This window comes from Stenotrophomonas sp. NPDC077461 (assembly GCF_049545475.1).
GTDB lineage: Bacteria > Pseudomonadota > Gammaproteobacteria > Xanthomonadales > Xanthomonadaceae > Stenotrophomonas > Stenotrophomonas nematodicola.
The window spans coordinates 64,123-76,462 of record NZ_JBMWDO010000009.1 but is presented as its reverse complement, the minus strand read 5'-3'; the positions used below and the strand labels follow the sequence as shown (position 1 = coordinate 76,462).

Sequence of the window (12,340 nt, the reverse complement as noted above, 5' to 3'; positions counted from 1 at the left end):
CATCACGCGGTCAAGGTCGCCATCAGCGCCGCCCGGTCCAGGTGCTGCGCTTCGCTGGCGCGGCGTGCCCGGTATTCGTAGGTCCCTGCGGCAAGGCCGCGGTCGGAGACCACCACGCGGTGTGGAACGCCGATCAGTTCCATGTCGGCGAACATCGCCCCCGGGCGCAGGCCACGATCATCCAGTGCGGCATCCAGCCCGGCGGCCTGCAGCTCGGCGAGCAGGTCGGCAGCAGCGGCGGCGATGGTCTCGTCCTGCTTGGGGTTGATCACGCACACCACCACCTGCCACGGCGCCATCGCGTCGGGCCAGATAATGCCGGCGTCATCGTGGTTCTGCTCGATGGCGGCGGCGACGATGCGCGAGATACCCACGCCATAACAGCCCATCGCCATCACCGCGGCCTTGCCGTTCTCATCCAGCACGGTGGCGTTGAGCGCCTGCGCATACTGGCGGCCAAGCTGGAATACGTGACCCACCTCGATGCCGCGGGCGATTTTCAGCTCGCCACCATCGGCGGCACGGTCGCCTTCCTTCGCGTTGCGGATATCGGCCACTTCCGGTTCGGGCAGGTCGCGGCCCCAGTTGACGCCGGCGAGATGGGCACCGGTTTCATTGGCGCCGATCACGAAGTCGGCCAGGGCCGCGACGTCGCGGTCGGCGACGATGCGCACCGGCTGGGCCGGGCCGAGCGGCCCGAGGAAACCGGGCTCGCTGCCCAGGTGCGCGGCGATCTCCGCCTCGCTGGCCATGCGGTAGCCCTGCAGGCCGGCCACCTTGGCCAGCTTGATCTCGTTGACGTCGTGGTCGCCGCGCACCAGGGCCAGCACGAAGCCGGCCTCGCTCATGATCGCGATCGACTTGACCGTGCGCTCCAGGCCCAGGCCGAGCAGCGCGGCGACAGCCTCGCAGGTCTTCTGGGTGGGCGTATCGACCTTGCGCAGCGCTTCGCTGGCGGCGGGGCGCGGGCCCGGGGCGGCGGCCACGGCCGCTTCCATGTTGGCCGCGTAATCCGAGCCGGTGGAGAACACCAGCGCATCCTCGCCGGAGTCGGCGATGACGTGGAATTCCTGCGACGCGTCGCCGCCGATCGCGCCCGAATCGGCCTGCACCATGCGGAAATCCAGGCCCAGGCGGGTGAAGATGCGGCTGTAGGCCGCCTTCATGTTTTCGTACTCTCGCACCAGGCACTCATCGTGCAGGTGGAAGGAGTAAGCGTCCTTCATCAGGAACTCGCGCGAACGCATCACGCCGAAACGCGGGCGGATCTCATCGCGGAACTTGGTCTGGATCTGGTAGAAATTGACCGGCAGCTGCTTGTAGCTGGACAGCTCCTGGCGGGCGAAATCGGCCGCGGCCTCTTCGGCGGTGGGGCTGTAGCAGAACACCTGTTCCTTGCGGTCCTTGATCTTGAGCAGCTGCGGGCCGAACTTTTCCCACCGGCCGGTGGCTTCCCACAGTTCCTTGGGCTGGATGGTCGGGATCTGGAACTCGACGGCGCCGGCACGGTCCATTTCCTCGCGCACGATGCGTTCGACCTTGCGCAGCACGCGCAGGCCCAGCGGCGACCAGGTGTACAGCCCCGAGGCCAGCTTGCGGATCATGCCCGCGCGCAGCATCAGGCGGTGGCTGGTGAGCTCCGCGTCGCTGGGTGTTTCCTTGGTGGTGTGCAGGTGGAACTGGGAGAGGCGCATCGTCGGCTTCGCTGAACGGCGGAAAGCCTACATTCTGCCAGCCCGGCCCCGATCGACCAACGGTCAGCGGGGACGGGGCGGACGGGGCTGCCGGGACGGCGGGCCTGGCGGCGGTCGTCTGCGCGGGACGGCGACGGCCCCGGCCCGCTCAGCCGGCGGGTTTGCAGTAGGCCTTGATCGCTGCTTCGGCCAGCGTCTTCTGCGCGCCACGCTGTTCGTCGTTCAGGGCGGTTTCGGCCTTGCCGTCCCCATCGGTGTCCTGCATCACCGCGCCCTGGCCGTTGAGCAGGGCCAGGTTGCTGCGGGCGGTGGTGCAGTCGGTCGATTCGGCGGCGGGCGCCGCAGCCGGGGCGCGCGGGCCGGCCGGGTCGCGGTGCTGCACCTGGCGCGTCTCGAAGGTCTTGCCGGCCGGCGGCTTCTCCGAGTACTGGGTCACGCCGTTGGCGTCCTTCCACTTGTAGACGGTACCGGCACTGGCCGTGGCGCTGGCGAGCAGCAGCAGGCAGCACAGAGAGGGCAGGGCACGCATGGCAACTCCGGGCATCAGGGCAGGTGCGCGATTGCAGCATTCCGCCGGCGTGCTGGCAAGCCGGGCCGCCCGCACTGCCCCAAAGACCGCCGCACCCACTAAACTGGCCGGCATGGATGAGATGAAACCCCCGCCGCGCAACCGCAGCATCTACCTGCTGCCGAACCTGTTCACCACCGCAGGCCTGTTCGCCGGCTTCTACGCGATCATCGCCGCGGCCAACGGCGATTTCGTCAACGCCGCCATCGCCGTGTTCGTGGCCGCCGTCATGGATGGCCTGGACGGTCGGGTCGCCCGCCTGACCGGCACCAGCAGCGAATTCGGGGTGCAATACGACTCGCTGGCCGATCTGGTCAGCTTCGGCATGGCCCCGGCGCTGGTGATGTACCACTGGTCGCTGTCCTGGCTGAAGTTCGACGATCCGGTGATGGGCCGGGTCGGCTGGGCGGTCGCCTTCCTATATGCCGCCTGCGCGGCGCTGCGCCTGGCCCGTTTCAATACCCAGGTCACCGTGGTCGACAAGCGCTGGTTCATCGGCCTGGCCAGCCCGGCCGCGGCCGGGCTGATGATGTCCTTCGTCTGGGCCTTTGCCGACGGCAACCTGGGCTGGGACGGCAACCAGCTGCGCTACGTGGCGCTCGGGGTGACCCTGGTGGCCGCCCTGCTGATGGTCAGCCGGATCCGCTTCTGGAGCTTCAAGGGCAGTGGCGAGAAGGGGCCGCGCGCCGACCGCGTGCCGTTCCTGGCGTTGGCGCTGGTGCCGATCGGCATCGCCATCATGGTCATCGACCTGCCGCGCGTGCTGTTCGCGGTGGGCGTGCTGTACGCCCTGTCCGGCCCGGTGTACTGGCTGTGGCAGCGCACCCGCAAGACGGCCGAGCCGGGCGCGTGAGTTCGCCGGTGCTGCCGCCGCTGTGGTCCCCGGCGCAGCAGTCGTGGCTGCAGGCGATGGGCTACACCGTGTTCGTGGATGGCAGTGTCGCGCCCGAGCCGATGGTGGCGCCGGCGGCGCAGATCGACCTGAGTGCGGCGCCGGTGGTGGCGCGCGCACCGGCCGCACCGGATACCCGGCCTGACATTGCCCCGGTCGCCGCGCCGGCCGACGCACCGGTACGGCGTACCGCCCCGCTGGCGGCCGAGGCGCCCCCGGCGCCGGCGCGTGCGCGCGCCGGTCGCCGCCCGGCGGTACAGATGCCCGACCGCCTGCAGATTGCCCTGCTGCGCGCCTCCGGCTGCAACCCCAACGCACCGGAGACCCAGGCCCTGATGGCCGGTTGGGCGCTGGACGAACTGCGCGGCAATCCGGCCGCCAAGCGCGCGCTGTGGCCGCAGTTGCGCGCCCTGCGCCGGCAGGGCCGGTCGTGAGCGCGGTCAGCTCACCGCGGCCGCTGTCGTTGCGCGCGCTGCGCGAGAGCGATCTCAACGCCGTGATGGCGATCGAGGTGCGCGGGTACCCCTATCCGTGGACCCGCGGCATTTTCCAGGACTGTCTGCGCGCCGGTTACCCGGCCCTGGCGCTGGAGGACGACGGCCTGCTGATGGGCTATGGCGTGCTGAGCATCGCTGCCGACGAGGCACATGTGCTCAACGTCTGCGTGGACCCGCTGTGCCAGTCGCGCGGGCATGGCCGCTTCCTGCTGCGGGCGCTGGTCAAGCTGGCGCGCGACCACGGCGCGCAGCGGGTGTTTCTGGAGGTACGTCCGTCCAACACCCCGGCAGTGGCGCTGTACCACAGCGAAGGATTCAACGAGATCGGCCGCCGGCCGCGCTACTACCCGGCCCGCGATGGGCGCGAGGATGCGCTGGTGATGGCGATGGAACTGGTCGACGACGACATCCAGGCGATGCCCCCGCTGTAGGCGGGCATCACGCGATCCGCAGCACCGCCGCGCCCAGCACGATCACTCCCGCGGCGATCCAGCGCTGGCGGTCCACCCGCTCGCGCAGGACGAACGCGGAGATCAGGATGCCGAACAGGATCGAGGTTTCGCGCAGCGCCGCGATCATCGCCACCGGCGCGATGGTCATCGCCCACAGCGCGAGCGCATACGACGTCAGTGTGCCGACACCGCCGACCACGCCATACCGCCAGTTGCGCCGTGCGTACGCCCGCAGCGACGCCGCGCGCGTGCACAGCGCCCACACCGGCAGGGGCAGCCCGGACAGCAGGAACAGCCACAGGGTGTAGCTCAACGCGGCACCGGACTGGCGCGCGCCCCAGGCATCGACCAGCGTATAGGTGGCGATGACACCGGCATTGAGCAGCGGCAGCCACAGGTGCTGCCGCGACCGGCCGCGGGTCATGGTCAGAATGCCCAGGCAGACCAGTGCGATGCCGGCCCAAGCCAGCGGCGGCAGCGGCTCGCCGACCACGACAGTGGCGACCAGCGCCACCAGGATCGGTGCGCAGCCGCGCATCAGCGGATACGACGCACTCATGTCCGTGACCCGGTAGGTGCGGGCCACCAGCACGTAGTACGTCACCTGCAGCAGGGTCGATGCCGCCAGCCACGGCCAGCTCACGCGTGCCGGCGCCGGCAGGAAGGGCAGGACGAGGGCGGCGATCACGGCCGCCGAACCGGTCACCAGGATCGTGGTCAGCAGCGTGTCGCTGCCGCGTTTGACGATGGCATTCCAGCTGGCATGCAACGCCGCGGCGAACACCACCACCAGAAAAATGGTCAACGACATCGTGTCGGTACGCGCGCCGTGTCAGGGCACCCATGATGCCAGCAGCGGCGGTGGTTGACCGGCAACCGGGGATGCGTGGACGCATCCCCGGTCAGTGCATCACAGCTTGGCGCGTTGTCCGCGCAGGCCGGCAAGCTGGGCGGTCCAGTCGACCAGGCGCACGCGCTCCTGCTCGACCACGGCCGGCGGGACCTTGTCGGTGAACTTCGACAGCTTGGTCTCGCTTTTTTCCTTTTCCGCCTCGACCCGGGCGATTTCCTTGTCCAGGCGCGCACGTTCGGCCCCGAGATCGACGAGGCCTTCCAGCGGCACCAGCAGCAGCAGGTCGCCCACGATCGCCGTGGCGGCCGGCGGGATCTCGCCGTCATCGGCCAGCCACGCGATGCGCTCCAGCTTGAGCAGGAACGACAGCGCGGAGGTGAAACGGGCGATCCGCGCGCGGTCGTCGTCGTTGCCACGCTGCAGCAGCAGCGGCACCAGCTTGGACGGCGGCACGTTCAACTCGCTGCGCACGCGGCGCAGGGCGCTGACCATCGACTTCACCCATTCCACGTCGGCTTCGGCACGGGCGTAGTCGCCGGCGAATTCGTCCGCCACCGGGTACGGGCGCAGCGACACCGTGTCTTCGGTGATGCCCAGACGCGGGGCGACCTGGCGCCACAGCTGTTCGGTGATGAACGGGGTCAGCGGGTGCAGCAGGCGCAGCAGCGCCTCGAGCACGTAGAGCAGGGTGTGGCGGGTGCTGTTGGCATCGTCGGCGTCGGCACCGTTGAGCGCCGGCTTGGTCAGTTCCAGGAACCAGTCGCAGAACTCGTTCCAGGCGAACTCGTACAGGCACTGCGCCAGCAGGTCGAAGCGGTAGTTGGCGTAGTGCGTCTGCGCCTCGGCCGAGACCGCGGCAAGACGCGCCAGGATCCAGCGCTCGGCATCGGTACGCGGCTGCGGCGCGCCGGTGAAGCAGCTGCCCTCGGTGTTCATCAGGGTGAAGCGGCTGGCGTTCCACAGCTTGTTGCAGAAGTTCTTGTAGCCCTCGGCGCGGTTCATGTCGAACTTGATGTCACGGCCGTGGGTGGCCAGCGCGGCGATGGTGAAGCGCAGCGCATCGGCACCGTGGGCAATGATGCCGTCCGGGAACTCCCTGCGCGTGGCCTTCTCGATCTTCGGCGCGTCCTTGGGCTTCATCAGGCCGGTGGTGCGCTTGGCGACCAGGTCCTCGATCGAGATGCCGTCGATGATGTCCAGCGGGTCGAGCACGTTGCCCTTGGACTTGGACATCTTCTGGCCCTGCGCATCGCGGATCAGGCCGGTGATGTACACGTCCTTGAACGGAATCCTGCCGGTGAAGCTGTCGGTGGCCATGATCATGCGGGCCACCCAGAAGAAGATGATATCAAAGCCGGTGATCAGCACCGACGACGGCAGATAGCGCTCGAAACCGCGCGCGTCCATCGCCTGCGCGTTCGGCCAGCCCAGGGTCGAGAATGGCCACAGCTGCGAGGAGAACCAGGTTTCCAGCACGTCGCTGTCCTGGTGCAGGGCGATGTCGGGGCCGAGGTTGTTCTTCGCGCGGGCGTCCGCTTCGTCGCGGCCGACGTAGCAGGTGCCGGCATCGTCGAACCACGCCGGAATGCGGTGGCCCCACCACAGCTGGCGGCTGATGCACCAGTCCTGGATGTTCTCCATCCAGTGGCGATAGGTGTTGATCCAGTTGGCCGGCACGAACTGGATCGAACCGTTCTCCACCAACTCCAGGCCGCGCTTGGCCAGCACGTCCATTTTCACGAACCACTGGTCGGTCAGGTACGGCTCGATGACCTGCTGGGTACGGTCGCCACGCGGCACCTGCAGCTTGTGCGCCTTGGTTTCGACCAGGATGCCCAGGTCTTCCAGCTCGGCCAGGATCACCTTGCGCGCCTCGTAACGGTCCAGCCCGCGGTATTTCTCCGGGGCGTTGTCGTTGATCGCCGCCACCGGGGTGAACAGGTTGATCATCGGCAGGTTGTGGCGCAGGCCGACCTGGTAGTCGTTGAAATCGTGCGCGGGGGTGACCTTGACCACGCCGGTACCGAACTCGCGGTCGACATAATCGTCGGCGATCACCGGGATCTCACGGTCGGTCAGCGGCAGCTTGACCATCTTGCCGATCAGGTGCGTGTAGCGCTCGTCCTCGGGGTGCACCATCACTGCGGTGTCGCCGAGCATGGTTTCCGGGCGCGTGGTGGCCACGGTCAGGCTGCCGCTGCCATCGGCGAGCGGATAGCTGATCGACCACAGGAAGCCGTCTTCCTCCACGCTCTCCACTTCCAGGTCGGAAATGGCGGTCTTCAGCACCGGGTCCCAGTTGACCAGGCGCTGGCCACGGTAGATCAGGCCCTGCTCATGCCAGCGCACGAACGCCTCGACCACCGCCTCGGACGGCTGCGGGTCCATCGTGAAGGTGCTGCGTGACCAGTCGCTGGAGGTGCCCAGGCGGCGCATCTGGCGCTCGATGGTGTCGCCGGACTGCGCCTTCCACTCCCACACTTTCTCGATGAAGCCCTCACGGCCCAGCGAATCGCGGCTTTCGCCATTGCCGGCCAGCGCCAGGTTGCGCGACACCACCATTTCAGTGGCGATGCCGGCGTGGTCGGTCCCCACCTGCCAGAGGGTGTCGTAGCCGCGCATGCGGTGATAGCGCACCAGCGCATCCATCAGGGTCTGCTGGAAGGCATGGCCCATGTGCAGCGTGCCGGTCACGTTCGGCGGCGGCAGCAGGATGGTGTACGGCTTGCCCTTGCCGGACGGCTTGAAATGACCGGCCTTCTCCCACCCGTCGTACAGGTCGGTCTCAAAGGTGGCGGGGTCGTAGCTGGAGGCGAGTTGGGTCATGCGGAAACCGGGATCGAAGACGGGAGGTGGGGGTGCCGGAGAATCAGCGGCCGAGGGCGCGCCGGATCTTCTGGTCGGTATGGAACTGCGAGACCGCGTAGGCGGCCCAGATGGCGGCCGGCAGCCAGCCGATCAGGGTGATCTGCAGGATCAGGCAGAGGATGCCCGCAAACGGGCGACCGATGGTGAAGAACGACAACCAGGGAAAGATCAGGGCAATCAGCAGGCGCATCAAGGGTCTCCGGACGCAGCGGGCACCCGCGCGGGGTGCCGGGCGTCACATGTCGTATTTGTTCAGGTCAAAGCCCAGCGCCTTGTACTGGCGCCAGCGCTCGCGCAGCGGCTCGCGGGCTTCCGGGTCGGCCGGCACCACTTCCAGCACGCGGTCGCAGCTGGCCAGGTAGGGGTCGTCGCGCAGATTGATGACCAGCGGGCGGGCCGGGGCGTCGGTGCCGGGCGCGGCGATCAGCACCAGCGCCTCTTCCTCGTCGACGTCATCGCCGGCGATCTGGTGCGGAATGTAGGCATCGTCGTCGAACGCCCACAGCAGTTCGTCCAGCGCTTCGGCCTGGGCCTGGTCGCGCGCCAGCACCAGGGTGAACAGCCCGGCGTCGTTGGCCTTGCGTGCCAGCTCGCAGACCAGGCGCAGGGGCTCGGTCAGGAAGCGGGGCTTGGCGATCAGGTAGAAATCAGCACGGGACATGGGCAGGCCTGGAGCGGAGGGGAATGCCCGGCAGCCGGCCGGGCGGGATCGGAGCGGCCGGTCGGCCGCCCCGATCGACACGGCATCAGGCGCGTGCGACCTGGTCCAGCAGCCACTGGCTCAGCAGGCCAACCGGACGGCCGGTGGCCATGCCGCGCTTGCCTTCGTCACTGGCCACGCCGGCGATGTCCAGGTGGGCCCAGCGCTGGCCTTCGGTGAAGCGCGACAGGAAGCAGCCGGCGGTGATCGCCCCGGCCCAGCGGCCGCCGATGTTGTAGACGTCGGCGAAGCTGGAATCCAGCATCGGCTGGTACTCGTCCCACAGCGGCAGGCGCCAGGCGCGGTCGAACACGTGCTCGCCGGCGGCCAGCAGTTCATTGGCCAGGTCGTCGTGCTTGGTCATCAGGCCGGCGGTCTGGTGGCCCAGGGCGACCATGCACGCACCGGTCAGGGTGGCCACGTCGACCAGGGCGGCCGGCTCGAACCGCTGCGCGTAGGTCAGGGCGTCGCACAGGATCAGGCGGCCCTCGGCGTCGGTGTTGCCCACTTCGATGGTCTTGCCGGACATCGAGGTGATCACGTCGGACGGGCGGTAGGCATTGCCGTCGATGGCGTTCTCGACCGCCGGCACCACCACCACCAGGTTCAGCGGCAGCTTGGCGGTGACCGCGGCCACGAAGGTGCCGATGACGTTGGCGCCACCGCACATGTCGTACTTCATCTCTTCGATGCCGCCCTGGGTCTTCAGGTTGACGCCGCCGGTGTCGAAGGTGATGCCTTTGCCGACCAGCACGTACGGCTTGGCGTCGCCGCCGTTGCTCCACTTCAGCACGACCAGGCGCGGGCGGTTGGCCGAGCCGCGGGCCACGGCCAGCAGCGACCCCATGCCCAGCGCTTCCATCTGGGTCTCGTCCAGGATCTCCGCATCGGCGCCGGCGTGGGCCTGGGCGAAGGCGACAGAGGACTCGGCCAGGTAGGCCGGGGTGCACAGGTTCGGCGGCAGATTGCCCAGCTCGCGGGCGTACTGCACGCCGGCGGCGATGGCCTGGCCCTGGGTCAGCGCCTGGGCGTCGTCGCCGGCGATGGCCAGGGTGGTCAGGCCCGGTTCTTCGGCCTTCTTCTTGCCCAGCGTGGCGCTGTAGCGGTACGCGGCGTGGTCGGCGGTGATGATGGCCTGGCGGATGTTCCAGGCGGCATCACGGCCCTTTACCGGCAGTTCGGTCAGGGTGAACAGCGCATGGTGGTTGACGCCGCTCTTCAGGGCGCGGCTGGCGTCACCGACCGCCTTGAGGTACTGCGGCACGCCGAATTTGGCGGTTTCGCCCAGGCCGACGACCAGCACGCGCGGTGCGGTCACGCCCGGCAGATCGTGCAGCAGGGTGGTGTTGCCGGTCTTGCCGCCGACGTCGCCGCGGGCGACCAGCGCCGACAGACGGCCACCGGAGGCAGCATCCAGGGCCTGTGCCGCCGGGCTCAGGGACTGGTCGGCAAAGGCGCCGACGATGACGCAGTCGCACGCGGCGGTGGCCGGTGCTGCGCGGTTCAGGGTGAATTCCAGGGCCATTGATCAGATTCCGTTGGCAAATCCGTACAATCGCGAGCTGTTTACGCCCAGCCAGTAGACTGGACCATGCCGCGAACGAATCCGAGAGTTTAAACCACCGCCCCATGTCGAAGCTCGATCGCTATCTCCTGCGTGATTTCCTCCAGAGTTTCCTGGCCACCCTGATCGTGCTGCTGGTGGTGAGTGTCGGTGGTGTCCTGGTGGACATCCTCGGCAACATCGCCGATGGCCGGCTGCCCGCCCGCCTGCTGTTCTCGCAGCTGGGCCTGCAGTTCATCGTGTACATGCCCCTGATCCTGCCACTGGCGCTGATGCTGGGCCTGCTGCTGGCCACCGCCCGCCTGTACCGCGACTCGGAGATGGCGGTGCTGACCGCCATCGGGGTCGGGCCCCGGCGCCTGCTGCGCCCGCTGATGATGCTGGTGCTGCCGGTGATCGCCGTGATCGGGCTGTGCTCGCTGTGGCTGGGCCCCTGGGCCGACCGCACCGGCGAGAAAATGATCGACGAGGCCAACCGCAGCATCGTCATGGCCGGCCTGGAGGCGGGCAAGTTCACCTCGCTGCCCAATGGCGGGGTGGTCTATCTGTCCTCGGTGTCGCCCGATGGCACCCAGCTGGGCAAGGTGTTCATGCAGCGCCAGAAGGGCGACCGCATCGAGGTGGTTTCGGCCGACCGTGGCCGGATGTTCTTCGAGGGCGAGCGCCAGCGCTACCTTGAGCTGGACGATGGCCACCAGGTGGAAGGCCCGGTCAACGGCGGCCTGGACTACAGGCTGGTGACCTTCGCGCGCAACGATGTGGCGCTGCCGGACGGGGCCGACACGCGCAAGGACGACGATCCGGAGCTGTTGACGACAGGTCAGCTGCTCGGCGATGACCGGCCGGCGGCCCGCGCGCAGCTGCACGCGCGCATCGCCCCGCCGCTGATCGCGCTTGCCTTCGCGCTGATGACGCTGCCGCTGGCACGCAGTTCGCCGCGCCAGCAGCGCTACGGGCGGATGATGCTGGCGTTCCTGGCCTACATGGTGGGCATGAACCTGATGTTCATCGGCACCCGCTGGATCGCCGATGGCAAGGTACCCGGCAGTGTGGGCCTGTGGTGGCTGAGCCTGCCGTTGCTGGCGCTGGCCATCTGGATGTATTTCCGCGACGGCAAGCTGTCGCGTCCCCGGAGGACCGCATGAAACTGCGTCCCATGCGGTTTGATTTCTATCTGGGCAGGGCGGTGTTCGGCACGGTCCTGCTGACCTGGGCGGTTCTGGTCGGGCTGGACGTGGTGATGGCGTTCTCCGGCGAGTTCAAGGACGTGGGCAAGGGCAGCTATACGGCTGGCCATGCGGCGGCCTGGGTGCTGTACACGGTGCCGCGCCGCGCCTACACCTTCTTCCCGACGGCCGCGGTGATCGGCGCGCTGATGGGGCTGGGGCAGCTGGCGGCCACCTCGGAACTGACGGCGCTGCGGGCGCTGGGTCTGTCGCGCAAGCGGCTGAGCGTGTCGGTGGCAGTGGCGCTGTCGCTGCTGACGGCGGTGATGGTGTTCAGCGGCGAAACGCTGGGACCGTGGGGCCAGAGCAAGGCCGACGACATCAAGATCAGCGCGCGCTGGGGCAGCACGCTCAGCGCGGCGCGCTACCAGGGCGTCTGGGCGCGCGAGGGCGACACGTTCCTGAGTGCGACCAGTGGCGATGAGCAGCTGCAGGCAGGGGGCGGGACGCGCCTGGTCCTGCACGATGTGCGCCTGTACAAGATCGGCGACGATGGGCGTCTGGCCTCGCTGACGCACGCGGCAACGGCCGAGCACGATGCGCAGGGCTGGGTGCTGAAAACGGTGCGCCGGGATACCTTCGGGGACCGCTCGGCAACGCGCCAGACCGTGGCCTCGGAGCCGTGGGATTCGCGGCTGGATGCGGCGGCGCTGGCCACGGGCATCGCCAAGCCGCGCAACCTGACGGCGATGGACCTGCGCAACAGCATCGAGTACCGCAAGCGCAACGGGCTGGATGCGCGCGATTATGAAGACATCTACTGGAGCCGCTGGTTCTATCCGCTGAACGTGCTGGCGCTGTGCCTGGCGGCCGTGCCGTTCGCGTTCGGCTCGCTGCGCAGCGGCGGCATGGGCAAGCGCCTGTTCCTCGGCATCCTGTTCGCGCTGGGCTTCTGGTTGCTGCAGTTGTTCTTCGGCCGCATGGCCGGCGCGCTCAAGTTCGATTACCGCATCGCCTACGCGCTGCCACCGATCGTGATGCTGGTGGTGTCGGGCATGCTGTTCCGGCGGAAGTCGGGGTAAGCGG

General features: G+C 68.6%; 12 protein-coding genes. 5 read left to right on the top strand and 7 right to left on the bottom strand.

The window, feature by feature from the left end:
- Positions 1-2: 2 nt before the first annotated feature.
- Together ACPEH8_RS15280 and ACPEH8_RS15275 are read right to left on the bottom strand one after the other, a co-directional pair.
- The gene (locus ACPEH8_RS15280) at positions 3-1,694 is read right to left on the bottom strand and encodes a proline--tRNA ligase (protein WP_313275308.1); all 1,692 of its coding nucleotides are present in this window, start codon (positions 1,692-1,694) and stop codon (positions 3-5) included.
- Between the two features lie 148 nt (positions 1,695-1,842).
- Positions 1,843-2,223 (bottom strand): DUF4124 domain-containing protein, encoded by a 381-nt coding sequence (locus ACPEH8_RS15275; RefSeq protein WP_423667331.1) that lies wholly within the window; start codon positions 2,221-2,223, stop codon positions 1,843-1,845.
- A gap of 112 nt (positions 2,224-2,335) precedes the next feature.
- On the opposite strand from ACPEH8_RS15275, the gene pssA reads away from it, so the two are divergent.
- From pssA to rimI, 3 genes are read left to right on the top strand one after another with little or no spacing between them, the layout of a single operon-like run.
- On the top strand, positions 2,336-3,115 hold the full coding sequence (gene pssA, locus ACPEH8_RS15270; RefSeq protein ID WP_136003604.1) for a CDP-diacylglycerol--serine O-phosphatidyltransferase: 780 nt from the start codon (positions 2,336-2,338) through the stop codon (positions 3,113-3,115).
- A gap of 8 nt (positions 3,116-3,123) precedes the next feature.
- Positions 3,124-3,588 carry a hypothetical protein gene (locus tag ACPEH8_RS15265; RefSeq protein ID WP_168355612.1) on the top strand — a complete coding sequence of 155 codons (465 nt, stop codon included), beginning with the start codon at positions 3,124-3,126 and terminating at the stop codon, positions 3,586-3,588.
- Positions 3,585-4,082 carry a ribosomal protein S18-alanine N-acetyltransferase gene (rimI, locus tag ACPEH8_RS15260; RefSeq protein ID WP_017356293.1) on the top strand — a complete coding sequence of 166 codons (498 nt, stop codon included), beginning with the start codon at positions 3,585-3,587 and terminating at the stop codon, positions 4,080-4,082. Before ACPEH8_RS15265 ends, rimI begins: the two co-directional genes overlap by 4 nt.
- Before the next feature lie 7 nt (positions 4,083-4,089).
- On the opposite strand, the gene ACPEH8_RS15255 is transcribed toward rimI, so the two are convergent.
- From ACPEH8_RS15255 to ACPEH8_RS15235, 5 genes are all read right to left on the bottom strand, one after another.
- A complete protein-coding gene (locus ACPEH8_RS15255) occupies positions 4,090-4,914 on the bottom strand; it encodes a DMT family transporter (protein ID WP_136003607.1) in 825 nt (274 codons plus the stop codon).
- 99 nt (positions 4,915-5,013) lie between these two features.
- Complete coding sequence (locus ACPEH8_RS15250; protein WP_313159977.1) at positions 5,014-7,782, bottom strand: valine--tRNA ligase; 2,769 nt, start codon at positions 7,780-7,782, stop codon at positions 5,014-5,016.
- A gap of 43 nt (positions 7,783-7,825) precedes the next feature.
- Positions 7,826-8,014 carry a YqaE/Pmp3 family membrane protein gene (locus tag ACPEH8_RS15245; RefSeq protein WP_017356290.1) on the bottom strand — a complete coding sequence of 63 codons (189 nt, stop codon included), beginning with the start codon at positions 8,012-8,014 and terminating at the stop codon, positions 7,826-7,828.
- A 45-nt stretch (positions 8,015-8,059) separates the two neighbouring features.
- Complete coding sequence (locus tag ACPEH8_RS15240; protein ID WP_017356289.1) at positions 8,060-8,485, bottom strand: DNA polymerase III subunit chi; 426 nt, start codon at positions 8,483-8,485, stop codon at positions 8,060-8,062.
- Positions 8,486-8,570: 85 nt separating this feature from the next.
- Positions 8,571-10,049 carry a leucyl aminopeptidase gene (locus ACPEH8_RS15235; protein WP_136003611.1) on the bottom strand — a complete coding sequence of 493 codons (1,479 nt, stop codon included), beginning with the start codon at positions 10,047-10,049 and terminating at the stop codon, positions 8,571-8,573.
- Between the two features lie 104 nt (positions 10,050-10,153).
- Between ACPEH8_RS15235 and lptF the strand changes: the two genes are divergently transcribed.
- Both lptF and lptG read left to right on the top strand, forming a co-directional pair.
- Positions 10,154-11,233 carry an LPS export ABC transporter permease LptF gene (lptF, locus tag ACPEH8_RS15230; protein ID WP_017356287.1) on the top strand — a complete coding sequence of 360 codons (1,080 nt, stop codon included), beginning with the start codon at positions 10,154-10,156 and terminating at the stop codon, positions 11,231-11,233.
- Positions 11,230-12,336, top strand: coding sequence for an LPS export ABC transporter permease LptG (gene lptG, locus ACPEH8_RS15225; protein ID WP_017356286.1), 1,107 nt, complete (start codon positions 11,230-11,232; stop codon positions 12,334-12,336). The genes lptF and lptG overlap by 4 nt, the downstream gene beginning before the upstream one ends.
- Positions 12,337-12,340: the final 4 nt, after the last annotated feature.

What these genes read in the sequence shown, in the direction of transcription:
- ACPEH8_RS15280 (WP_313275308.1), bottom strand. Translation starts at nt 1,694, where the DNA reads ATGCGCCTCTCCCAGTTCCACCTGCACACCACCAAGGAAACACCCAGC.
- ACPEH8_RS15275 (WP_423667331.1), bottom strand. Translation starts at nt 2,223, where the DNA reads ATGCGTGCCCTGCCCTCTCTGTGCTGCCTGCTGCTGCTCGCCAGCGCC.
- pssA (WP_136003604.1), top strand. Translation starts at nt 2,336, where the DNA reads ATGGATGAGATGAAACCCCCGCCGCGCAACCGCAGCATCTACCTGCTG.
- ACPEH8_RS15255 (WP_136003607.1), bottom strand. Translation starts at nt 4,914, where the DNA reads ATGTCGTTGACCATTTTTCTGGTGGTGGTGTTCGCCGCGGCGTTGCAT.
- ACPEH8_RS15250 (WP_313159977.1), bottom strand. Translation starts at nt 7,782, where the DNA reads ATGACCCAACTCGCCTCCAGCTACGACCCCGCCACCTTTGAGACCGAC.
- ACPEH8_RS15245 (WP_017356290.1), bottom strand. Translation starts at nt 8,014, where the DNA reads ATGCGCCTGCTGATTGCCCTGATCTTTCCCTGGTTGTCGTTCTTCACC.
- ACPEH8_RS15240 (WP_017356289.1), bottom strand. Translation starts at nt 8,485, where the DNA reads ATGTCCCGTGCTGATTTCTACCTGATCGCCAAGCCCCGCTTCCTGACC.
- ACPEH8_RS15235 (WP_136003611.1), bottom strand. Translation starts at nt 10,049, where the DNA reads ATGGCCCTGGAATTCACCCTGAACCGCGCAGCACCGGCCACCGCCGCG.
- lptF (WP_017356287.1), top strand. Translation starts at nt 10,154, where the DNA reads ATGTCGAAGCTCGATCGCTATCTCCTGCGTGATTTCCTCCAGAGTTTC.
- lptG (WP_017356286.1), top strand. Translation starts at nt 11,230, where the DNA reads ATGAAACTGCGTCCCATGCGGTTTGATTTCTATCTGGGCAGGGCGGTG.